We start from the raw sequence: 22,055 nt of genomic DNA, 5'->3' as shown, positions 1-22,055 counted from the left end.
ATGAACAGCGTCCTCTCCTTCGCCCGGCTCGGCGCGCTGCTGATCAAGGAATTCATCCAGATGCGGCGCGACCGCATCACCTTCGCCATGATGCTCGGCGTGCCGCTGCTGCAGCTCATTCTGTTCGGCTTTGCCATCAACAACGATCCGAAGGGCTTGCCGACGGCGCTGGTGGCGATGAGCAACGACCAGTATACGCGCGCCATGGTCTCGGCGCTGCAGGTGACGGGCTACTACCATTTCGACCATGTCACCGAGAGCGCCGAAGAGGCGGAGTTCCTGATGGCGCGCGGCGACGTTTCCTTCGTCGTCACCATCCCGGCCGACTTCGCCAGCCGGGTCGAGCGCGGCGACAGTCCGCAGATCCTGATCGAGGCCGACGCGACCGATCCCTCGGCCGCGAGCGGCGCCATTTCCACGCTGAGCACGGTGGCGAGCCAGGCGCTGCTGCGCGCGCAAGGCATGCAGGCGGCCGCCGCCGAGAATGCCAGGCAGCAGCTGCAGGTGGTGGTGCACCATCGCTACAATCCTGAAGGCATTTCGCAATACAACATCGTGCCCGGCCTGCTCGGCGTCATCCTGCAGATGACCATGGTGATGATGACGGCCATGGCGCTGACCCGCGAAACCGAGCGCGGCACGATGGAAAACCTGCTCGCCATGCCGTCCAGTCCCGCCGAGATCATGCTGGGCAAGGTGCTGCCCTTCCTCGTCGTCGGCGCGGTGCAGGTCGCGGTGGTGCTGGTGGCGGCGAAGCTTCTGTTCGATATCCCCTTCGTCGGCAGCCTGACGCTGCTGTTGTCGTCGGTGCTTGTCTTCGTGCTGTCGCTGGTGCTGCTCGGCTACACCATCTCGACCATGGCCCGCTCGCAGATGCAGGCCATGCAGCTCACCTTCTTTTTCTTCCTGCCGTCGCTGCTGTTGTCCGGCTTCATGTTCCCCTATCGCGGCATGCCGGGCTGGGCCCAGGCGCTGGGCGAAATCTTCCCGCTCACGCATTTCCTGCGCATCACCCGCGCGGTGATGCTGAAGGGCGCCGACTTCCATGCCATCGCCACCGAGATCGGCTGGCTGGCCGTGTTCGTGCTGGTGTTCGCGGGCGCCGCGCTTTTGCGGTTCAGGCGCACGCTGGACTGACCGGCGCTCGCAGGGAGGTCGCTGAAAGGCTACGCTACGTGCAGGCCTCTTGATTGGATGGCAGCCCGTCGGGCCGCGCCGACGGCGGACAGGGCTGAGAGGATAGGGCGATCAGGCGGCCGCCATGATCCCGGCATAGGTGCCGAAATCGACATTGCCGCCGGACAGCACCACGGCGACACTTTTGCCGGACAGTTCGATCTCGCCCGCCGACACTGCCGCAAGCGCCACGCAGCCGCCCGGCTCGACCACCAGCTTGAGATAGGCCATGGCATCGCGCATCGCCTGTGCGGTCGCCTTGTCGGAGACGGCGATGGCGCCGGCGAGGTTCCTGCGGTTGATTTCGAAGGTGATGGCGCCCGGCTCGGCGGTCAGGATCGCGTCGCAGATCGAGCTATGGCCTGGTTCGTTCGAAACCCGGGCGCCGGCGGCGAGCGAGCGGCGCGTGTCGTCGAAATGCTCGGGCTCGACGGCCCAGACCGCGGTGCCCGGCGAGGCATCCTTGACCGCCACCGAAATGCCGCTCGACAGGCCGCCGCCGCCGCAGGGGATGACGACGGCGTCGAGGCTGACGCCGAGCGCCTTGGCCTGCCGCATGAGTTCAAGGCCGATCGTGCCTTGCCCGGCAATGATGGCCGGATCGTCGAAGGGCGGCACCAGCACCATGCCCTGGTCGATATAGGGGCGAACCACGCTCATGCGGTCGTCGCGAAAGCGGTCGAAGGGCACCACCTCCGCCCCCATCCTGCGGACATTGCCGATCTTCATCGCCGGCGCGTCCGCCGGCATGGCGATGACCGCCTTGACGCCGAACATGGCGGCCGAAGCGGCGACCCCTTGCGCATGATTGCCGGAGGAGAAGGCGACGACGCCACGGCTGCGCTCTTCCTCGCTCAGCGACGACAGCTTGTTGTAGGCGCCGCGGAACTTGAACGAGCCGGTGCGCTGCAACGTCTCCGGCTTGAACAGGATGCGGCCGCCGAAGCGGCTGTTCAGCTCGGCCGATTCGATCAAGGGGGTTTCGACGATCAGGCCGGAAAGCCGCGCCGCGGCGGCGTGGATGTCGGCAATGCCGGGAGGGGTGGTCATGCGAAGTCCAGCAAAGAGGCATTCTCTTCTCATGATGCCCGCAAACGGCCGTGGCACACCATCGAAAAAATGTGACCGTTACAAAGTTGGTGGACTGTCTCCGCCGTTTCGGCGATGCCCCGCCGCATCTCGCCAGTTTCACCCTAGCAACGTCCGCTGCCTCTTGGTCCCGCCCAGCTTGCGCCAATTGTTGAAGCGGTGGGTGGCGGCGGCGAACGAGATCTTCATCTGCTGGGCGACCGAATAGCGCGATTTGCCTTCGTCGAACATGCGGTAGCAACACTCCACCCCTTCCTCGGTCAGCTTGCCGTCGGGGGCCTTGTTGTGTGGGTTGGCGGGATCGAATTTCTCGATCTGCTGCTCGACCAGGCCCTTCAGGCGCTGCAGATCGGCCTCGATGCTGGCGATGAGATCGAGAACGGGTTTCGGGTCGAAATGCTGGGGGTGCGGCTTCGTCATGAGGGACCTCATTCTTGTCTTAGGTTCAGCTATATAGGTTAATCTTTGCCAATAAGGAAGAAGCGTGGCCGCTCAAGGGCTTCAACAATTCTTGAAGCCGTGACCCTCAGCGCGATTGACCCGGAGCAGGGCAGGCCATAGTTTAGAACAATTCTAAACTAGGGTCTTTTGCTCATGCTTTCCCGTGTTTTCGGCTTCGGCCGCCGCTCCTTCGAATCGCTCTCCGAACAGGAAATCCTGGCGCTGGCCATTTCATCCGAGGAAGATGACGGGCGCATCTACCGGGCCTACGCCGACGGGCTGGCCGAAAGTTTTCCGCAATCGGCGAAAGTGTTCGAGGAGATGGCCGAGGAAGAGGACGGCCATCGCGACTCGCTGATCGAGCTCTTCCGCAAGCGCTTCGGCGAGCGCATCCCGCTGATCCGGCGCGAACATGTGAAGGGCTATTATGAGCGCAAGCCCGACTGGCTGGTGAGGCCGCTCGGCATCGAGCATGTGCGCAGCCAGGCCGAGGCCATGGAGCGGCAGGCCTACCTGTTCTACGTCGAAGCGGCAAAGCGCACGACCGATGCCTCGACGCGAAAGCTTCTCAATGACCTGGCGATAGCCGAACAGGGCCACGAGACGCTGGCGCAGCGGCTGGAGCAGAAGCACGTGCCCGGCGAGGTGAAGGATGAAGAGGCCGCCGCCGAGCAGCGCCAGTTCATCCTGACTTACGTGCAGCCGGGCCTGGCCGGCCTGATGGACGGTTCGGTGTCGACGCTGGCGCCGATCTTCGCCGCTGCCTTCGCCACGCATGACACCTGGCAGACCTTCCTGGTCGGGCTTGCCGCGTCGATCGGCGCCGGCATCTCAATGGGTTTTACGGAAGTCGCTTCCGACGACGGCAAGCTCTCCGGTCGCGGCTCGCCGATAAAACGCGGCATCACCACCGGCGTCATGACATCGGCCGGCGGCCTCGGCCACGCCTTGCCCTATCTCATTCCGCATTTCTGGACGGCGACGGCCGTTGCCGCCGTGGTGGTGTTCTTCGAACTTTGGGCCATCGCCTTCGTCCAGAACCGCTACATGCAGACCCCTTTCCTGCGCGCCGCCTTCCAGGTGGTGCTGGGCGGCGCGCTGGTGTTCGCGGCCGGCGTGCTGATCGGGAACGCGTGAGGGCGGTTCTCCCGCAAGGGGAGAAGGAAGAAGGCTCACCCATTCACCGCCCGGCTGTCCGCCGGCGCCTCCTCCCTCTCGGTCAGCCCATAATCCCTCACCACATGGGCGATCCGCAATCGGTAGCCGGCAAAGATGCCGCCGCGGCCGGCCTGCTGCGCCTGCCTGTGTTCTTCGGTGTTGCGCCAGGCCCTCACCGCGTCCTCGTCGCGCCAGAATGACAGCGATACGATGCGGTTCGGATCGGCGAGGCTCTGAAAACGTTCGATCGAGATGAAGCCGTCAATGCCGTCGAGCAAGGGACGCAGATTGGCGGCGATGGCGAGATAGGCATCGCGCCGGCCCTCAGCAGGCTGCACCTCGAAGATGACGGCGATCACGCCAGCACCAGCTCGGCGTGCGGCCCGGAGACGTGTTTCAAGAACATGCGGTCCTCCTTGAGGATGAATCGTTCTCGCTTGGCGAACTCATAGTTTGCCTTGCCGGCGGGATCGGCGGCAAGCCGGGCTCGATAGGCTTCATAGGCCGCCAGGCTTTCAATGTTGTAGGCGGCGTAGGCGGTCGTCGCCGAGCCTTCATGCGGGGCATAGTAGCCGATCAGATCGGCGCCGCAGCGCGGAATGGCCTGGCCCCAGTTGCGGGCATATTCCTCGAAGGCGGCCTTGCCGAACGGGTCGATCTCATAGCGGATGAAGCAGGTGATGGTCATGGTCGTCTCCTTGGGTTCCTGCATCGACGCTTCGAGCGCGGTCGAAACGTCATACGCATTGGTGTGCTAGGCATTTCCTGTCAGGAGCCATTGTCGCTTGCGTCGCCGGCGCCTTGATCTGACCGGAGAATAATGGCTATCTGACAAGAATGCTTCGATAAGGAACGAACTATGCGTGAAGGACCTGACATCGCCCGCATCGCCAGCCTGGTCGGCGACCCGGCCCGCGCCAACATGCTGAACGCCCTGATGGGCGGCACGGCGCTGACGGCGAGCGAACTGGCGCTGGAAGCCGGCGTGTCGCTGCCGACTGCCTCGTCGCATCTGTCGAAATTGATGGAGGGCGGGCTGCTGACCTTGGCCAGCCAGGGCCGCCACCGCTATTACGGCCTCGCCGGCCCGCAGGTGGCAGGCATGATCGAGGCCATCACCGGTGTCGCCGAGGCTGTAGGCCCCAAGCGCGTGCGGCCGGGTCCGCGTGACGGCGCCATGCGCGTCGCCCGCGTCTGCTACGACCATCTCGCCGGCGAGCAGGCGGTGGCGATGCTCGACCGCCTTGTCGAGAAGGACATATTGCTGCGCGACGACAGGGAGATCAGGCTCGGACCGTCGGCGCCATCGCATTTTGCGGCGATTGGCATCGATGTCGACGCCAAACCGCGCCGCCCGGTCTGCCGCGCCTGCCTGGACTGGAGCGTGCGCCGCTCGCACCTCGCCGGCACGCTGGGCGCGGCTATCCTCGACAAGATCCTTCTGGAAAAATGGGCGCGCCGCGAAAAGGACAGCCGCGCGGTGATTTTCTGGCCGTCCGGCAAGCAGGCCTTCGAGAAAGTCTTTTTGGCGTAAACCGGCGAGCTACCCCCGCTTCAACGCCTTGGCCTGCTTGAAGAAATCCACCCACGGATCGGCTTCCGCCAGCTGCTTCAGCGTCGTCTTGTCGCCGATCGGGAACGCGTTCGGCGCCAGGCCGGCCTCGATCTCGGCCCAGGTCACCGGCATCGACACGGTGGCTCCTTTCTTGGCGCGCGAGGAATAGGGCGCGACCGTCGTCGAGCCGCGGCCATTGCGCAGATAGTCGACGAAGATTTTCCCGGTCCGCGCCTTCTTCGAGAGTGTGGCTGTATAGCGGTCGGGGGCGCCCTGTTCGAGCGCCTTGGCGAAATCATGGGCGAAGGTCTTCACCGCCTCCCAATCGGCCGAGGGCTTCAGTGGCACCAGCACATGATAGCCCTTGCCGCCCGATGTCTTGACGAAGTTCGGCAGCGACAGCTCGTCGAGCTTGCCCCTTATATCGAGCGCCGCCTCGCGCACCGCTTTCACATCGACGCCTTCATCGGGGTCGAGATCGAAGATGATCTGGTCCGGCTGTTCAAGCTTGTCGACCGTGCAGCCCCAGATGTGGATCTCGACCACACCGTACTGGACGAGCGCCGCCACACCGTCGAAATCCCGCACGAACAGGATTTCCTCGCCATCCGTCGGGTCCTTCATCCGGGCTATTCTGTCGCTCATGCCCGCCGAGGCATGTTTCTGGAAGAAGCGCGGGCCGTCGACGCCGTCCGGCGCCCTTACCAGGCTGAGCGGCCGGTTGACGATGAACTGCTCCATGCGCGGCCAAACCTCGGCGTAATGGTCGAGCAGCCCCTGCTTGGAGATCTTTTCGTCGGGCCATAGCAGCTTGTCGGGATGGGAGAGTTTTACGCTGGTCGTCATCGTCCCGGCGGCGGTGCCGCTTGAGGCCGGCTTGGCCTTGCCTGTCGCTGCCTTGGGCTTTTCCTGCACAACGTCCTCCGCCGGCTTGTCCTCGCGCAGCCCCTGGAACGAGGCATGGCGTATTATACGGTCCGACGTCCAGCTGCGAAACTCCACTTCGCCGACAAGCTCCGGCTTGACCCAGACCAGGCCTTTGCCTTTCGGTACGGCCTTGTCGAAGGGCGAGGCCGTCGCCTTCAGCGCGTCCAGCTTCTTCTTCAGCGCGGTGGCGCCCTTGGCGGAGAAACCGGTGCCGACACGGCCGGCATACTGCAGTTTGCCGCCCTCGTAATAGCCGACCAGCAGCGAGCGCAGCCCGCGCCCGGTCTTGTCCGACGGCAGATAACCGCCGATGACGAATTCCTGCCGGGCCGTGCATTTCGACTTCACCCAGGTCGGGCCGCGCCCGCTGCGATAGGGCGCATCGGCGCGTTTGGACACAACGCCTTCCAGCCCCATGCGGCACGCATGCTCCAGTATTATCTTGCCGGGCTCGGAAAAATGGTCGGAGAAACGCACCGCCGGGTTCTCAGCCTGCTTGCCGAGCAGTTCCTGCAAGGCCTGCTTGCGCTCGACCAGCGGCTCGGCGCGCAAATCCTTGCCGTCGAGCCGCATCAGGTCGAACACGTAGTAGATGAAGCGGTTTGTCCGCTTCGCCGACAGATCCTGCTGCAGCAGCGCGAAGGACGAGACGCCGCTGTCGGCCAGCACGACGATCTCGCCGTCGATGATGGCGTCGCTACATTTCAGCCCGGCCAGCTCCGCGATGATCTCGCTTCCAAACTTGTCCGTCCAGTCGAGGCCAGTGCGGGTCAAGAGCCGCACTTCCGTGCCGGCGACCTGCGCCTGCATGCGATAGCCGTCGAATTTGACCTCATGCAGCCAGTCCTTGCCCGGCGGTGCATCCCGCTCCAGTGTCGCCAACTGCGGTTCGATGAAGTCGAGTTTGCGCGCCGCTGCCTTCGCCTTGCCGGCGGCCGGCTTGTTCGAATGCCAGACCTCGGGCTTTCGGCCCTTGGCGGTCTTGCCCTCGCCGACCTCTTCGATCGTCAGGCCCGACTTCACCGATTCCGGCTTCTCCTTCAAAATGTCCTCGCCCGGGCGTGCGGCGGCATCATCCGACTTGATCAGCAGCCAGTTGTCGCGCTTTTCGCCCGCACGCGGCTTCAGCCGCACCAGATGCCACAGCCCATGCAGCTTGTGGCCGTTGAGCTCGAAACTGATATGGCCCTTCTTCATCGCCTTGGCCGGGTCGGTCTCGGGCACCCAGGTCCCCTCGTCCCAGACGATGACCGAACCGCCGCCATACTCGCCCTTCGGGATGGTGCCCTCGAACGGCGCATAGTCGATCGGATGATCCTCGACATGGACGGCGAGCCGCTTCTCATGCGGATCGAGGCTCGGGCCCCGCGTGACCGCCCAGCTCCACAGCACGCCGCCATGCTCAAGGCGAAGGTCGTAATGCAGCCTTGTCGCCGCGTGCTTGTGGATGACGAAGATGCCGCCCGCTTCGCTCTTCTTGACACGCGCGACCTTGCCCGCCGGCTCCGACGTCTTCTTGAAGTCGCGCTTGGCATGATATTGTTCGAGGCCGGCCATTGCGTGGTCTCCTCAGGCCGATTTGCGCTTCGGCGCCGCTTTCGGCTTGGCGCGTTTGGCCGCCGGCTTGGCTTTCGCCGAGCCGGAATCCGACGACAGGCTCTTCTTCAGCGCGTCGAACAGATTGACGACATTGGAGGGCTTCGGCGCCGCCTTGGCCTTCGGCGCCTTGTGCCCCGCCTTCTTGGCGCGGATCAGCTCGAGCAGCGCGTCCTCATATTTGTCGTCGAATTTCGACGGATCGAATTTTGCCTTCTTCTTGTCGATGATCAGTTCGGCGAGATCCGTCATTTCCTGGTCGGTCCTCACCGCCTTGATCTCGCCGAACACGCTGTCGGGCTGGCGCACCGTATTGTCGTAGCGCAGCGTCGTCAGCACCATGCCCTTGCCGAGCGGTTCGATGACCACGGGGCGTTCGCGTTGATAGAGCACGATCCGCGCCAGCCCGGCCATCTTCTTGCCCGCCATGGCATCGCGGATGACGGCGAAGGCCTCTTCCGACACCTTGTCGGCCGGCGCGACATAATAGGGCGTGTCGAGATAGATCTGCTGGATCGAAGCCTTGTCGACGAAACCGTCGAGGCTCATCGTGTGCGAGGATTCGATCTGCACCGCCTCGATCTCGTCTTCCTCGATATGGACGAAATCGCCGTCGTCCAATTCATAGCCCTTGATCTCGTCGCCATCGTCCAAGGGCTTGCCGGTTTCGGCGTCGACATAGATGCGCTTCACCGTGTTGCCGGTCTTGCGGTTGAGGATGCGAAACGACACCCTTTCGGTATGGGTGACGACATTGGTCAGTTCGACCGCGCAGGTGACCAGCGACAGCTTCAGATAGCCCTTCCAGGCTGGACGCGGCGCCATGACAAACTCCTTGCAATGGGTTCAATCCAGAACGGGCAAAGCCCATTCCGGTTCCGACCGCGCGACAAGGCAAGCCGGCGCCGTTGCGGCGCCGATCTTGCCTGCCATCTCACCTATTCGGCAGCCTGGAGATTGATCTTGCTTTCCGCCATCTCGGTGAGCTTGCGATCGGTCGCTTGCTCTTCCTTGAGATTCTTCGCGAGTACATTGGCGCAATCGCTGCGGCCGAGTTGCTTGGCCCATGCTATCAGCGTGCCATAGCGGGTCATTTCGTAATGCTCGACTGCTTGCGCGGAGGCGATCAGGGCGGCGTCCAGGACTTCCTTGTCGGCGATGTCGCCGCTCACCTCGTCAGCTTCCTCGAGGATGCCGTCAATGGCCGGGCAGTTGATCGCCTTGGCCTTGACGCCATGCAGCTCAAAGACCTCTTCGACGCGTTCGATATGGCCCTTGGTCTGTTCAAGATGTTTTTCGAAGCCTGCTTTGAGCTGCGCGTCGGTGGCCTTGTCGATCATCTTCGGCAACGCCTTCTCGATCTGCTTCTCCGCGTAATAGATGTCGCGCAACGTGTGCACGAACAGGTCGTCCAGCGTTTTGATGTCCTTCGAAAAGAAGCCCATGGTTCTAGCCTTTCCATTTGCTCTTGCGGTGTTGGTGACGTGCCTGCGGCTTGCAGGCGATCGCGGGCCGGCCACGCCAGTCCCGACGGTCAACGTCCGCCCTATATGCGGGTTCCTTCCTTTCCTGCCTGAGCAAGGAAAATTCCATCAGCCAGCCGGAAGTTGAAACAGAACCGCGCCCAGGCGACATTCAAACGAAACATATGTGATGCAAAAGTCACACTGGCCGGAATGGCGACAAAAGGCGCGGAAACACCCCGAATCAGCCGCATTCCGGCCACGAAGCAATGGGTTTTCGACCGGATATTAACATCGTGTTCACCGACTATTCACGCCTTGATGCTATCCTTCACGCAATTCGGAAGGGACATCCGAAAATCGGGACAGGGACAGGGTAAATGAACTTCCTCACGCACCTCATCGGCTACGCCGCCGCCATCCGCGAATTCGTCGCGCCAACCTATCGGCCGGAGCGCTATTACATGCGCGGCCCTGGTCCGGCCTGCGCCCGTCGCGGCACGTCGCTGGGCGGCCACTGACCATGACGTTCGAGAGCCGCCACAACAGCCGCATCTGCAGGCCGGGCGCCACGACCCGCGCCGCTACTTATCGCTCCGAGCGCCCGGCTCTGAGCGACAGGCGTCGTGCGACATCGCCACGTCTTTGATCCCGCTCCCGGCTGGCCTGGTGTCCCAGGACACGAGCAGCCGAGCCCCGCGTGACCGATCTTTCCCAGTCAAGTCCGCCCCAATCACGTCCGGCCAAGCCCAGTCCTGTCGCTGAACCGTCTTTCGACGCCAGCCATCCGCAATCGTCTTCGACGGCGTCTGCGTGCTGTGCTCCGGCTTCGTGCGCATGGTGGTGAGGCAGGCACGCCATGGCTGAGATCAATCCGGCAGGGCCGCTATCGCGACAATTTCAATGACGATGTCGGCTTGAGCCAGCGCGGCAACGCCAATCACCTCCGAGGGCGGCGGGTTGTTGCAACTGCAGTGCTTCGGGCAATGCTCGGCAAAGAACGCGTCCAGAACGTCCAGGCGAAAATTGGGAGAGCTGAGAACGCCGCCGTCGGGAAATGGTCCTCTGACAAAGAAGGTCAGTTTGACGAGGTGTTCAAGCGCGGTGCCCAGCTCCTCCAGATCGGCTTTGATGTTGCCCAGAACCTCGAGCCACTGCGCCGCCGCATCGCCGGCGAAACGACCGCCCTGCTTGCCGGCCGGATCGTAGTCGGCGGCGGTCGCCGTGTTTCCACAAAGGTAGACAAATCCCTTCGCGCCGGTGACAACTGTCCCCTTGCCCCATGGCATCAACCGCCCGCTTTTGAATTTCTTGTGAGTCACGAGTTCCATTGCTCATCTCCCATCCCTGGTGTGACGTGCCTGGATAACAAAGCATAGTGCGGCGGGGCGTCATTGCCAGCCGCCGCGGGCCGCTTGGCGAAACCTGGTCCTTGCGAAAGCGCGTGACGAAGTCGAAAGTTTTTTGCCGCGCCCTGTCGAAATCGGTCGACGCCGCGCGACATACGTCTGGCCCCGCAAGGACGCGGCCTTCGAAACACGGGAGAAGACCCATGCGATACATGCTGATGATCAACAATAGCGAAGCCGCAATGGCGGCCATGCCGATCGAGAAGGCCCAGCAGATGAGCGCGGCCTATAGCGCCTATACCGATGCGTTGAAGCAATCCGGCGCGTGGCTGGCCGGCGAACGGCTGCGCCCGACCCAGGCGACCACCTCGGTGCGGATCGCCGACGGCAAGACCAACGTGATCGACGGCCCCTACGCCGACACCAAGGAGCAGCTTGCCGGCTTCTACATGATCGAGGCGGCCGACATCGATACCGCCATCGAATGGGCGGCGCGCTGTCCAGCGGCCAGCACCGGCACGGTCGAGTTGCGGCCGATCTGGGAAATGGCCGATTACATGCCCAAGCAATGACGACGTGCCAAGAAATGACCATGTGATGGACAGTCGCCCGGAGATCGCCCGGGCGGCCGCCGAGGCCGCCGCCCGGCAGAGCTATGGCAAGCTGGTCGCCTGGCTCGCGGCGCGCACGCGCGACGTGACCGCGGCCGAGGATGCGCTGGCGGACGCCTTTGCCGCCGCGCTCGAACGCTGGCCGAAATCAGGCGTGCCTGAAAAGCCGGAAGCCTGGCTGCTTGCCGTGGCGCGGCGGCGGCGAGTCGATGCGGTTCGCCGGCGGCTCACCCGCGAGGCGGCCCGCGATCATCTCAAGCTGATTGCCGAGGAGATGGAGGCGCGCATGACCGACGAAGAGCTGCCCGACGAACGGCTGCGGCTGATGTTTGCTTGCGCGCATCCGGCGATCGAACCGGGCGTGCGGGCGCCGCTGATCCTGCAGACCGTGCTGGGCTTCGATGCCGCGACGATCGCTTCGGCCTTCCTGGTCTCGCCAGCAACGATGGGCCAGCGCCTGGTGCGCGCCAAGACGCGCATCCGCGAAACCGGCATTCCGTTCCGTGTGCCGGAGCGGGCCGAACTCGGCGAGCGGCTGGGCGCGGTGCTGGAGGCGATCTACGCCGCCTTCGCCGAAGGCTGGTCCGATCCGGCCGGCACCGAGACGCAGCGCCGCAACCTCGCCACCGAAGGCATCTGGCTTGGCCGCCTGGTGGCGACGCTGATGCCGCAAGAGCCGGAAGCGCTTGGCCTGCTGGCGCTCATGCTGTTTGCCGAGGCCCGCCGCACCGCCCGGCGCAGTGCCGAAGGCGACTTCGTGCCGCTGGCCGAGCAGGACTGCGACCTGTGGGACCGTGCCCTGATCGACGAGGCGGAGATGCTTCTGTCCCATGCCGCGGCGGGCGGTGTGGTCGGCCGCTACCAGCTCGAGGCGGCTGTCCAGTCCGCCCACGCGGCGCGACGGCTGACCGGCCGCACCGACTGGCCGGCGATCCGCGCGCTCTACGACGCGCTGTTTTCGATCGTCGGTTCGCCGGTGGTGGCCATCAATCGCGCGGTGGCGCTTGCCGAGACGGAGGGCGCCGTGGCGGGGCTGGCGGCGCTTTATGTGCTGGGCGACGACAAGCGGCTCAATGAATATCAGCCCTATTGGGCGGCGCGGGCCGGCCTCCTGGCCAGGCTTGGCCAGGTACCGCAGGCAACCGAAGCCTATGACCGGGCGATCGGCCTCGAACGCGATCCGGCGGTGCGCCGCTTCCTGCAAGGCAAAAGGGCGGCGCTGCGAAACTGACCTTCAGCCCGGCCACATCTTGTGCGAGGTGTTGAGCGCCTTCAGCAGCGGATGGTCGCGCAGCCTGGCCCAGAGACGTTCAATATCGGGCCATGCCGCCCGCGCGCTGTCGATGTCGGGATGCCAGGCCACCAGCATGACGAGATAGATGTCGGCCAGCGACATCTGGTCGCCAACCAGCCAGTCGCGGTCCTTCAGAGCGCTGTCCAGAACGGCGAAGCCGCGGTCCATCTCGGCGATTGCCGCCTGCTTGACGGCCTTCGTGCCGTCGGCGTCGGTCGTGTAGCGATGGGCGTAGTAGAACCGCAGCACCGCCGGGTAGAGCACCGACGACATGAAGGCCATCCAGCGCAGGAAATCGGCGCGGGCGGGCGCATCGACCGCCGGCGCCAGGCGGGCCTGCGGATGGCGCTCGGCGAGCAGGATGCAGATCGCCGCCGATTCGGTCATCGAGCTTCCGTCCGGCAAGGTCAGCACCGGCACCTGGTTCAGTGGGCTGATGTCGAGGAAAGCCGGATCGGGCCGGTCGGACTTCGGCACGTCGACCTGTTCGAACGGCGCGTTGGCCAGCGCCAGCGCTGCCTCGACGACGAAGCCGCCGCTGCCGGGACGGGTATAAAGCTTGTACATGAATTTCTCCCCAGGTCCGTGCAAAGCGGACCGGGCGATATGACCCGGAAGCAGGGTTCTGCTCAAGCCGGGTCACAGGCGCCACGGGAGGATTTTTCAACGGGCCAGCCAACGCGCGGCGGCCCGTCGATGGGGGCTGACCTAGGCCCCCAGCCCCTCGAACAAGATCGTCGACAGGTAGCGTTCGGCGAAATCGGGGATGACCACGACCAGGGTCTTGCCCTTGTTCTCCGGCCGCGAGCCGACGACGATTGCCGCCTGCAGCGCCGCACCCGACGAGATGCCGACCGGCACGCCTTCGAGGCGGGCGACGAGGCGGGCATTGGCGACCGAATCCTCGTTGGAAACCTTGACGATCTCGTCATAGATCGTGGTGTCGAGGATCTTTGGCGCGAAGCCGGCGCCGATGCCCTGGATCTTGTGCGGGCCGGGCTGGCCCCCCGACAGCACTGGCGAGGCTTCCGGCTCGACGGCGACGACATGCACGGATGGTTTGAGCTTCTTCAGCACCTGGCCGACGCCGGTGATGGTGCCGCCGGTGCCGATGCCGGCGACGAAGATGTCGACCTCGCCCTGCGTGTCGTTCCAGATCTCCTGCGCTGTCGTCGTGCGGTGGATTTCCGGATTGGCGGGATTTTCGAACTGCTGCGGGATGACGGCATTGGGGATCGTCGCGGCCAGCTCGTCGGCCTTGGCGATGGCGCCCTTCATGCCTTTCGGGCCTTCGGTCAGCACCAGTTCGGCGCCGAGCAGCGCCAGCATCTTGCGGCGCTCGACCGACATCGTCTCGGGCATGGTCAGGATCAGCTTGTAGCCCTTGGCGGCGGCGGCGAAGGCGAGCGCGATGCCGGTATTGCCCGAGGTCGGCTCGATCAGCGTCGTCTTGCCGGGCGAAATCTTGCCGGCCGCCTCGAGCGCCTCGATCATCGCCACGCCGATGCGGTCCTTGACCGAGGCGATCGGGTTGAAGAATTCGAGCTTGGCGACGAGCTTGGCGACGACGCCCTTCTCCTTGGCGAGCTTGTCGAGCCGGACCAGGGGCGTGTCGCCGATCGTGTCGGTGATGGAACTGTAGATGCGGCCGCGGCCGGGGACGCGGGCGGAGGTGACGGGCTTGTTCATTGGTTTCGCTCCCAGGATTTCAGGCAAGTGGCATTGCAGCCGGCAAGATAAGGCTTTCAGCCGCGCAACATAAGCTGTCGGCCGGAAATATCCGAGTGGGGCCCGTGTCTAAAACGCCCTTGTCTCGGAAAAGCATTTCACCGGGAAGCCTGGTCCCGGAATGTTTTGGCTGAAAGCGTGCTACTGGCGGGCCGCGATCGCCGCCGCGGCGCCGACCATGAAGCCGGCGGCGGTGCGGTTCAGCAGCTTCAGCGCGCGCGGCGATTTCAGGAACCAGCGCGCCTTGGCGGCGAGCGCCAGGTAGGGAACCAGCACGACGAACAGCACGACCACCGTCAGCGCGGCGAGAATGCCGTAATCGGCCAGCGTAATGGTCTTCAGGTCGACGATGGTCGGCGTGATGGCGAGGTAGAAGATCATCGTCTTCGGATTGCCGAGCGTGACGGTGAGGCCGGCGACAAAGCTCGACACCAGCCCGCCCTTGCCCTTCCGGGCCTCGACCGTTTCGGGCGTGATGCCTGCGGTCCAGAAGCGCCAGCCCAGAAATGCCAGATAGGCAACGCCGGCCCATTTGATGGCCAGGAACACCATGCCGAAGGTCTGCGCCACAAAGGCGAGGCCGAGCACCACGGCGGTCAGGTAGGTGAGGTCGCCCAGCATCAGGCCAAAGGACATGGCCAGCGACGAGCGAAAACCGGAGCCGAGCGCCCGCGCGACAAGCGCGGTGACGCCGGGGCCGGGAATGGCGGCGGCGATGCCGAGGGCCGCGCTGTAGGCGAGGAAGCCGGTGAGGGTCATGGCAAGTGGTCCTGGATCAGGCGGCCTTTTCGCACGGAACGGGCCAGGATTGAATTCCCTGGCGGTCGGATTCTATTGCACCAGACACCGCGCCATCCGAGTAAGATCCCTCAGGAACGGCCGCCGTCATAGGTCACGCGCCAGATCGTACCGTTGCCGTCCTCGGTGACGATCAGCGCCCCGTCATGGGCCATCGCAACGCCGACCGGCCGGCCCCAGACCTCGCCGTTGGAGACGACGAAGCCGGTCATGAAATCCTCATATTCGCCGGTCGGCTTGCCATCCCTGAACAGCAGGCGGACGACCTTGTAGCCGGTCCTGTTGCCGCGATTCCACGAACCGTGCAGGGTGACGAAGGCATCACCCCGGTATTCCTTGGGAAAACCGCTGTCGGCGGGCAGGTCCTTGCGGTCGTAAAAGGCGATGTTGAGCGGCGCCGAATGCGCCTGCATCAGCACATCGGGAATAGTTGCCTTGCCGGTGAGGTCGGGCCGCGCGCCCTTGTGACGCGGGTCCTCGTGGTTGCCGATATAGTACCAGGGCCAGCCATAATACGCGCCGTCCTTGACCGAGGTGGCGTATTCGAACGGCACGTTGTCGCCCAGCGCGTCGCGTTCGTTGACGACGCACCACAGCGCCCCGGTCGCCGGCTGGATGGTCATGCCCGAGCAGTTGCGCAGGCCGGTGGCGACGATGCGGCCGTTCTTGCCGTCCGGATCGAAGGCCTGCACGTCGGCGCGCCCCTCTTCGGAACCCCAGCTTGCGCCGAGCGGCTGCGATGTCACCCACGCGTCGAGGCCGCCATCCGGCGCCTTGCCCATGTCCTCGGCGCCGTTCGAGCCGGAGCCGACCGACAGATAGAGCGTCTTGCCGTCAGGCGAGAAGACGATGTCGCGGGTCCAGTGATGGTTCGAGGGAATGTTGGCGACGATGATTTCCGGTTCGCCGGATGCCTTGAGGTCGCCACCGCGGTAGGCGAAGCGCACGATGCTGTCGCTGTTGGCGACATAGACCCATTGCGGATCATCGCCCGGCGGATAGAAGGCAATGCCATAGGGCTGGTTGAGATTGCCGGCGAAAATGCCGTGCTCGGCGGGCTTGGCGCTGTCCTTGGCCAGGCGATAGACGCGGACCTGGTTGGCTTCGCTGTCGGCGACGAACAGGTCGCCATTGGGTGCGACGCGCACGGCGCGCGGATTGTCGATGCCGGAGGCGATCAGTTCGGCTGAAAAACCCGGCGGCAATTGCGGCTTGGCGCCCGCCGGCATGTCGGCAAGGCCGGCGCTGTTCGACACCGACTTGGTGACGTAAGGCTTCGGCAGGTCTTCCGGCTTGATCAGGCGGCGCACGCCCGGTCTGTCGGCACGCCAGTCGCCGAAGGCGGCCGCGCCCTTCAGCACCGGCTGGTCCGCCTGCTGGGCGAATGCCGCGCTTGTGAGAAAGAGGGCGGGGATCACCAGTCCGGCCAATCGGATCATCTTGTCCTCCATCTGGTCGCGAAGGAAATCAACGGCCGGCTTGTCTCCGGGTTCCGCCTCACTCGACCTGACGAGGAAGCGAAAGTCCGGTTTATGTCCCGGCCGCGTAAAAATCGTCGTCGAGGCGTTTTTCCAGCGCGACGAGATCGGCCGGCAGCGGCAGGCCCATGGCGCGCATTTCCCGCAATTTCTCGCGCAATTGTTCCTGGATTTCGTGCTGGTCTTCCGGCTGGTTGACCATCTCCTCGAGCAGCAGGCTGATCCGGGCCTTGAATTCTTCGAGCGCCATTCTTTTTCTCCTTGCTGCCCGTTTCGATTTTAGCACTAAGGTCGAGATTCAAGTCAGGCCGAGCCGAAAATGGTCGATACCGAGAACCGGAGTGGAGCGTACTGGTCGTACGCGAGTACCGGAAGCGCAGGTATCAGCCATTTGCAGGCCGCCATCACCCGAATATCCACACCTTAGCGCAACATGCGCGATATCAACTGCGCTGTATAATCGACCATCGGCACGATGCGGGCGTAGTTCAGCCGGGTCGGGCCGATGACGCCGAGCGCGCCGACGACGCGGGCATCCTTGTCGCGATAGGGCGCGACCACCAGCGACGAGCCCGACAGCGAGAAAAGCTTGTTTTCAGAGCCGATGAAGATGCGCACGCCTGACCCCTGCTCGGCGAGGTCGAGCAGCTGGATCAGTCCGTCCTGCGTTTCCATGTCCTCGAACAGATGCCGCAGCAGCTCGATGTCGGCCTGGGCGGTGACGTTTTCGAGAAGGTTGGCGCGGCCGCGCACGATCAGCCGTGCCGGCAGGCCGCTTTCGGCGCCCGCCCATACCGCCAGCCCCTTCTCGACGAGGTCCTGCGACAGCGTGTCGAGGGCCGCTCTCGTCTCTTCCTTGATGCGGGCGATTTCGGTGCGCGCCTCGGCCAGCGTACGGCCGCGAATATGGGCGTTGAGGAAATTCGAAGCCTCGTGCAGCTGCGACACCGTGATGCCGGCCGGCAGCTCGACGACGCGGTTCTCGACGTCGCCGTTTTGCGACACCAGCACGGCGAGCGCCTTGGTCGGCTCGAGCTGGATGAATTCGATATGCTTCAGCGCCACCTCGTTCTTGGCGGCCAGCACAAGGCCGGCGCCGCGCGACATGCCCGACAGCATCTGGCTGGCCTCGGTCAGCATGTGCTCAAGCGTCGCGCCAGAGCCTGAGGCCCGCACCTGCGCCTCGATGGTGCGGCGCTCCTCGTCGGAGAGGTCGCCCAGTTCCATGAAGGCATCGACGAAGAAGCGCAGGCCGGCCTGGGTCGGCAGCCGGCCGGCCGAGATGTGCGGCGCGTAGATCAGGCCGAGATGCTCGAGGTCGCTCATCACATTGCGGATGGTGGCCGGCGACAGCGAGGACGGCAGGATGCGCGACAAGCTGCGCGAGCCGACGGGCTCGCCGTCCCTGAGATAGGAATCGACGATGCGCCGGAAGATGTCACGAGAGCGCATGTCGAGTGATTGAAGTGCGAGCGGCTGCGAACCCGGATCGATTGCCTTGGTCATTCGGCCAAAACCTCCTTCCTCAGGATATAGACTTCGGCACGGTGGGCGCAACCGGTCTCTGTATCGGATCGCCCGGTCCGTTTTCCTTTGCGCGCTGCCCCCCATGCGGCTAAAAGCCGGCCACGATTCCGAAAAATGACTGGGAAAGAAGCCCGAATGCGCCCCTCCAAACGCCAATTCGACGAAATGCGCGCCATCTCCTTCGAGCGCGGCGTCTCCAAGCACGCCGAAGGCTCGTGCCTGGTGAAGTTCGGCGACACCCATGTCCTGTGCACGGCGAGCCTCGAGGAGAAGGTGCCGGGCTGGATGCGCAATTCCGGCAAGGGCTGGGTGACGGCTGAATATGGCATGCTGCCGCGCTCGACCGGCGAGCGCATGCGCCGCGAGGCCTCCGCCGGCAAGCAGGGCGGCCGCACGCTGGAAATCCAGCGCCTGATCGGCCGCTCCTTGCGCGCCGTGGTCGATTTGCAGGCGCTGGGCGAACAGCAGATCACAGTCGATTGCGACGTCATCCAGGCCGATGGCGGCACCCGCACCGCCTCGATCACCGGCGGCTGGGTGGCGCTCTACGACTGCCTGCGCTGGATGGAAGCCCGGCAGATGGCCAGTGTTTCGAAGGTGCTGAAGGACCATGTCGCGGCGATTTCCTGCGGCATCCATGATGGCCAGCCGGTCATCGATCTCGATTATCTCGAGGATTCCGCGGCCGGCACCGACGCCAATTTCGTCATGACCGGCAAGGGCGGCATCGTCGAGATCCAGGGCACGGCCGAGGGCGAGCCTTTTTCGGAAGACCAGTTCGCCGAGTTGATGGGCCTGGCCAAGAAAGGCATCCAGCGGCTGGTGAGTTTGCAGCAGATGGCGGTGGCTTAGGGTTTCAATGCTGAGCCAAGGCACCCCCCTCTGGCCTGCCGGCCATCTCCCCCTCAAGGGGGGAGATTGGATGTCGGATCTGCCTTGGCTAACGATCAACGGCGCAAGAGGCGCGGCGGCGTCGAAGCTGCTGATCTCCCCCCTTGAGGGGGAGATGCCCGGCAGGGCAAAGGGGGGCGCCTCGTGATACCCTCGGCAATCCTGGAATCCGCCCTCTACGTCACAGACTTGCAGGTGGCGGAAGCCTTCTACACCGACATCCTCGGCCTCACACTCCTCGGCAAGGTCGACGGCCGCCATCTTTTCTTCCGCTGCGGACCCGGCGTGCTGCTCATCTTCAACGCCGAGGCAACAAAGATCCCGCCGGCGCCGGATGCCCGGCTGCCGGTGCCGCCGCACGGCGCGGTCGGCGAAGGTCATCTCTGCTTTGCGGCCAACGCGGATGAAATCGTCGGCTGGAAAGCGCATCTCGAGGCGAAGAAGATCGCCATCGAAAGCGAATTCGAATGGCCGCAAGGCGGCCGTTCGCTCTATATACGCGACCCCTCGGGCAATTCGATCGAGTTCGCCGAGCCGAGAATCTGGGGCCTTTGATGCATACACTTGATGGCAGGAAGATCGTCGTCGCCAGCCACAATGCCGGCAAGCTGCGCGAATTCGCCGACCTGATGGGACCGTTCGGCTTCGAGGCGAAGTCGGCCAAGGACTATGGCTTGCCGGAACCTGACGAGACCGGCACGACCTTCGAGGAAAACGCCTACATCAAGGCGCTGGCCGCGGCGAAGGCGACCGGCCTGCCGGCGTTGTCGGACGATTCCGGCCTCTGCGTCGACGCGCTCGACGGCGCGCCGGGCGTCTACACCGCCAACTGGGCCGAAACCCCTGACGGCAGCAGGGATTTCGCCATGGCCATGCAGCGCACCGAAGTGGCTTTGCAGGAAGTCGGCGCGGCCTCGGCCGAACAGCGCAAGGGGCGCTTCGTCGCCGTCATTTGCCTGGCCTTTCCCGACGGCGCGGCCGAATATTATCGCGGCGAGGCCGAAGGCACGCTGGTCTGGCCGCCGCGTGGTGAGCTCGGCTTCGGCTATGATCCGGTGTTTTTGCCCAATGGCTTCGACAAGACGTTTGGCGAGATGAGTGCTGAGGAAAAGCACGGCTGGAAACCGGGCCAGCCGACGGCGCTCTCACATCGCGCCCGCGCCTTCCAGAAATTCGCCCAAGCACGGTTGGATCTGCCGAGATTGGGCTCGGCATGACCGGACCTGGCGTGATCATGCCGCTCGACCGCAGCCCCGGCTTCGGCGTCTACATCCATTGGCCGTTCTGCGCGGCCAAATGCCCCTATTGCGACTTCAACAGCCATGTCCGCCACCAGCCGGTCGACCAGGAGCGCTTTGCCGCCGCCTTCGAGGCGGAACTGGCGACGATGCGTGAGCGGACCGGACCGCGCGAGGTGACCAGCATTTTCCTCGGCGGCGGCACGCCCTCGCTGATGAAGCCGGAGACGGTGGCCAGGGTTCTGGACGCCGTGGCGAAGAACTGGACGATGCCTGACGGCATCGAAGTGACGCTGGAGGCCAATCCGTCTTCGGTCGAGGCCGAACGCTTTCGCGGCTATCGCGCGGCCGGCGTCAACCGCGTCTCGCTCGGCGTGCAGGCGCTGAACGACAAGGATTTGCGCTTCCTCGGCCGGCTGCACAATGTCGACGAGGCGCTGCACGCCATCGGGCTCGCGCGCGAAATCTTCCCGCGCCTGTCCTTCGACCTGATCTACGCCCGGCCTGGCCAGACGCCGGAAGCCTGGGCAGCCGAGCTCGAACAGGCGATCAGCCACGCCGCCGACCATTTGTCGCTCTATCAGCTGACCATCGAGGAAGGCACGCCCTTCCACGCCCTGCATGCGGCAAAGAAATTCGCCATTCCCGACAATGACCACGCCGCCGACCTCTATGCGTTGACGCAGGAGATCACCTCGGCGCATGGCCTGCCGGCCTATGAGATTTCCAACCACGCCCGGTCGGGCGCGGAAAGCCGGCACAATCTGACCTATTGGCGCTATGGCGAATATGTCGGCGCCGGCCCCGGCGCGCATGGCCGCTTCGTCGAGAACGGCCGCCGCACGGTGACGATTGCCGAGCGGATGCCGGAGACCTGGGCCAACCTGGTCGAGGCCAAGGGCCATGGCGTCACCGGCGGCGAGATCCTGACACGTTCCGAAGAGGCCGACGAATTCCTGCTGATGGGGCTGAGGCTGGCCGAGGGCATCGACCTCTCACGCTACGAAGCCTTCTCCGGCCGCGGCCTGTCGAGCGCGCGGCTGTCGGTGCTGCAGGGCGAGGGGCTGGTGGCGCCGATCGGCAACGCACGCCTGCGCGCCACGCCGGCCGGCATGATCGTGCTCGATGCCGTGGTCGCGGATCTGGCGCGCTAACCTTTGAAAAACGTCCTCTTCGTCTGCAGCCAGAACCGCTTGCGCAGCCCGACCGCCGAGCAGGTGTTTTCAACGCGCCGGGACATCGAGGTCGCGTCGGCCGGCACCAATCATGACGCGGATACGCCGCTGACGCATGAGCTGGTCGCCTGGGCCGACATCATCTTCGTCATGGAAAAGGTGCACCGCACCAAACTGCAGAAGAAATTCAAGACGAGCCTGGAGAAGGCCCGGGTCATCTGCCTCGAAATACCGGATAATTATGAATTCATGGATATCGAGCTGATCGACCTTCTGAAGGCGCGCGTTTCCCGCTATCTGGGGTGAACCCCGGGTCCACGCCGCGTGGCTCCGCCCGCTATGACGAAGCGAGAGCAGTCACGGCCAGAGATCAGGCGTCGTGCTTGAAACGGCGCTTGCCGCGATCCTTCTCGGCATGCGCCTCTCCGTTGCGGGCCGGTTTGGCGTCGGCCTTTTCGCGGCGAACGCTGTGCTGGTCGTTCATCGGATGTGGCGGCACGCCTTCCCTGGCGCTTTTCGTTTCAAGACGGGTGATGAAGATATCGAAGCGATTGGGCATCG

At 64.5% G+C, this 22,055-nt stretch carries 26 protein-coding genes; 11 read left to right on the top strand and 15 right to left on the bottom strand.

Annotated features, from left to right (window positions below):
- Positions 1–1,137: an ABC transporter permease gene (locus FJ546_RS15075; protein WP_140890060.1), complete on the top strand. Its 1,137-nt coding sequence runs from the start codon at positions 1–3 to the stop codon at positions 1,135–1,137.
- Between the two features lie 111 nt (positions 1,138–1,248).
- Here the strand turns inward: FJ546_RS15075 and FJ546_RS15070 are convergent, their stop codons facing one another.
- Positions 1,249–2,226: a threonine/serine dehydratase gene (locus FJ546_RS15070; protein WP_181167940.1), complete on the bottom strand. Its 978-nt coding sequence runs from the start codon at positions 2,224–2,226 to the stop codon at positions 1,249–1,251.
- Positions 2,227–2,364: 138 nt separating this feature from the next.
- Positions 2,365–2,685, bottom strand: coding sequence for a hypothetical protein (locus FJ546_RS15065; protein WP_019862259.1), 321 nt, complete (start codon positions 2,683–2,685; stop codon positions 2,365–2,367).
- Between the two features lie 174 nt (positions 2,686–2,859).
- Here FJ546_RS15065 and mbfA point away from each other — a divergent pair, with 174 nt between their 5' ends.
- Positions 2,860–3,843 (top strand): iron exporter MbfA, encoded by a 984-nt coding sequence (gene mbfA, locus FJ546_RS15060; protein WP_140890058.1) that lies wholly within the window; start codon positions 2,860–2,862, stop codon positions 3,841–3,843.
- A 35-nt stretch (positions 3,844–3,878) separates the two neighbouring features.
- On the opposite strand, the gene FJ546_RS15055 is transcribed toward mbfA, so the two are convergent.
- Together FJ546_RS15055 and FJ546_RS15050 are read right to left on the bottom strand one after the other, a co-directional pair.
- Positions 3,879–4,223, bottom strand: coding sequence for an antibiotic biosynthesis monooxygenase (locus FJ546_RS15055; protein ID WP_140890057.1), 345 nt, complete (start codon positions 4,221–4,223; stop codon positions 3,879–3,881).
- Positions 4,220–4,552 carry an NIPSNAP family protein gene (locus tag FJ546_RS15050; protein WP_140890056.1) on the bottom strand — a complete coding sequence of 111 codons (333 nt, stop codon included), beginning with the start codon at positions 4,550–4,552 and terminating at the stop codon, positions 4,220–4,222. Before FJ546_RS15050 ends, FJ546_RS15055 begins: the two co-directional genes overlap by 4 nt.
- Before the next feature lie 171 nt (positions 4,553–4,723).
- On the opposite strand from FJ546_RS15050, the gene FJ546_RS15045 reads away from it, so the two are divergent.
- Positions 4,724–5,398, top strand: coding sequence for a winged helix-turn-helix domain-containing protein (locus tag FJ546_RS15045; protein WP_140890055.1), 675 nt, complete (start codon positions 4,724–4,726; stop codon positions 5,396–5,398).
- A 9-nt stretch (positions 5,399–5,407) separates the two neighbouring features.
- Here FJ546_RS15045 and ligD read toward each other — a convergent pair whose 3' ends face one another.
- From ligD to FJ546_RS15030, 3 genes are all read right to left on the bottom strand, one after another.
- Positions 5,408–7,903 (bottom strand): DNA ligase D, encoded by a 2,496-nt coding sequence (gene ligD / locus FJ546_RS15040; RefSeq protein ID WP_140890054.1) that lies wholly within the window; start codon positions 7,901–7,903, stop codon positions 5,408–5,410.
- 12 nt (positions 7,904–7,915) lie between these two features.
- A complete protein-coding gene (locus FJ546_RS15035) occupies positions 7,916–8,767 on the bottom strand; it encodes a Ku protein (RefSeq protein WP_140890053.1) in 852 nt (283 codons plus the stop codon).
- A gap of 113 nt (positions 8,768–8,880) precedes the next feature.
- Entirely contained in the window at positions 8,881–9,387 is a 507-nt protein-coding gene (locus FJ546_RS15030) for a ferritin-like domain-containing protein (RefSeq protein WP_140890052.1), read from the bottom strand.
- 398 nt (positions 9,388–9,785) lie between these two features.
- Here FJ546_RS15030 and FJ546_RS15025 point away from each other — a divergent pair, with 398 nt between their 5' ends.
- Positions 9,786–9,926: a hypothetical protein gene (locus FJ546_RS15025; protein WP_140890051.1), complete on the top strand. Its 141-nt coding sequence runs from the start codon at positions 9,786–9,788 to the stop codon at positions 9,924–9,926.
- A gap of 348 nt (positions 9,927–10,274) precedes the next feature.
- Here FJ546_RS15025 and FJ546_RS15015 read toward each other — a convergent pair whose 3' ends face one another.
- A complete protein-coding gene (locus FJ546_RS15015) occupies positions 10,275–10,736 on the bottom strand; it encodes a RidA family protein (RefSeq protein ID WP_140890050.1) in 462 nt (153 codons plus the stop codon).
- A gap of 221 nt (positions 10,737–10,957) precedes the next feature.
- Here FJ546_RS15015 and FJ546_RS15010 point away from each other — a divergent pair, with 221 nt between their 5' ends.
- Positions 10,958–11,326: a YciI family protein gene (locus tag FJ546_RS15010; protein WP_140890049.1), complete on the top strand. Its 369-nt coding sequence runs from the start codon at positions 10,958–10,960 to the stop codon at positions 11,324–11,326.
- A gap of 25 nt (positions 11,327–11,351) precedes the next feature.
- Entirely contained in the window at positions 11,352–12,596 is a 1,245-nt protein-coding gene (locus tag FJ546_RS15005; protein WP_140890048.1) for an RNA polymerase sigma factor, read from the top strand.
- A gap of 3 nt (positions 12,597–12,599) precedes the next feature.
- Here the strand turns inward: FJ546_RS15005 and FJ546_RS15000 are convergent, their stop codons facing one another.
- From FJ546_RS15000 to hrcA, 6 genes are all read right to left on the bottom strand, one after another.
- On the bottom strand, positions 12,600–13,226 hold the full coding sequence (locus FJ546_RS15000; RefSeq protein WP_140890047.1) for a glutathione S-transferase family protein: 627 nt from the start codon (positions 13,224–13,226) through the stop codon (positions 12,600–12,602).
- A gap of 141 nt (positions 13,227–13,367) precedes the next feature.
- The gene (cysK, locus tag FJ546_RS14995) at positions 13,368–14,348 is read right to left on the bottom strand and encodes a cysteine synthase A (protein WP_140890046.1); all 981 of its coding nucleotides are present in this window, start codon (positions 14,346–14,348) and stop codon (positions 13,368–13,370) included.
- Positions 14,349–14,528: 180 nt separating this feature from the next.
- On the bottom strand, positions 14,529–15,146 hold the full coding sequence (locus tag FJ546_RS14990) for a LysE family translocator (protein WP_010912572.1): 618 nt from the start codon (positions 15,144–15,146) through the stop codon (positions 14,529–14,531).
- Positions 15,147–15,256: 110 nt separating this feature from the next.
- Positions 15,257–16,624: a sorbosone dehydrogenase family protein gene (locus FJ546_RS14985; protein WP_140890045.1), complete on the bottom strand. Its 1,368-nt coding sequence runs from the start codon at positions 16,622–16,624 to the stop codon at positions 15,257–15,259.
- A gap of 91 nt (positions 16,625–16,715) precedes the next feature.
- Positions 16,716–16,913 carry a hypothetical protein gene (locus tag FJ546_RS14980; protein ID WP_013892036.1) on the bottom strand — a complete coding sequence of 66 codons (198 nt, stop codon included), beginning with the start codon at positions 16,911–16,913 and terminating at the stop codon, positions 16,716–16,718.
- Positions 16,914–17,086: 173 nt separating this feature from the next.
- Positions 17,087–18,169 carry a heat-inducible transcriptional repressor HrcA gene (gene hrcA / locus FJ546_RS14975; protein WP_010912575.1) on the bottom strand — a complete coding sequence of 361 codons (1,083 nt, stop codon included), beginning with the start codon at positions 18,167–18,169 and terminating at the stop codon, positions 17,087–17,089.
- A 156-nt stretch (positions 18,170–18,325) separates the two neighbouring features.
- Between hrcA and rph the strand changes: the two genes are divergently transcribed.
- From rph to FJ546_RS14945, 5 genes are all read left to right on the top strand, one after another.
- Positions 18,326–19,042, top strand: coding sequence for a ribonuclease PH (gene rph, locus FJ546_RS14970; protein WP_010912576.1), 717 nt, complete (start codon positions 18,326–18,328; stop codon positions 19,040–19,042).
- Between the two features lie 183 nt (positions 19,043–19,225).
- The gene (locus FJ546_RS14960) at positions 19,226–19,636 is read left to right on the top strand and encodes a VOC family protein (protein ID WP_140890044.1); all 411 of its coding nucleotides are present in this window, start codon (positions 19,226–19,228) and stop codon (positions 19,634–19,636) included.
- Positions 19,636–20,298 (top strand): RdgB/HAM1 family non-canonical purine NTP pyrophosphatase, encoded by a 663-nt coding sequence (rdgB, locus tag FJ546_RS14955; RefSeq protein ID WP_140890043.1) that lies wholly within the window; start codon positions 19,636–19,638, stop codon positions 20,296–20,298. The genes FJ546_RS14960 and rdgB overlap by 1 nt, the downstream gene beginning before the upstream one ends.
- Positions 20,295–21,473: a radical SAM family heme chaperone HemW gene (hemW, locus tag FJ546_RS14950; RefSeq protein ID WP_181167938.1), complete on the top strand. Its 1,179-nt coding sequence runs from the start codon at positions 20,295–20,297 to the stop codon at positions 21,471–21,473. The genes rdgB and hemW overlap by 4 nt, the downstream gene beginning before the upstream one ends.
- Positions 21,474–21,476: 3 nt before the next feature.
- On the top strand, positions 21,477–21,800 hold the full coding sequence (locus FJ546_RS14945) for a low molecular weight protein tyrosine phosphatase family protein (RefSeq protein ID WP_140890042.1): 324 nt from the start codon (positions 21,477–21,479) through the stop codon (positions 21,798–21,800).
- Between the two features lie 64 nt (positions 21,801–21,864).
- Here the strand turns inward: FJ546_RS14945 and FJ546_RS14940 are convergent, their stop codons facing one another.
- Positions 21,865–22,053, bottom strand: a complete 189-nt coding sequence (locus FJ546_RS14940) for a hypothetical protein (protein WP_038650961.1) — start codon at positions 22,051–22,053, stop codon at positions 21,865–21,867.
- Between the last annotated feature and the right edge of the window lie 2 nt (positions 22,054–22,055).

The organism is Mesorhizobium sp. B2-4-19, from assembly GCF_006441315.1.
GTDB lineage: Bacteria > Pseudomonadota > Alphaproteobacteria > Rhizobiales > Rhizobiaceae > Mesorhizobium.
This window is presented reverse-complemented; position numbering and strand designations above follow the sequence as displayed.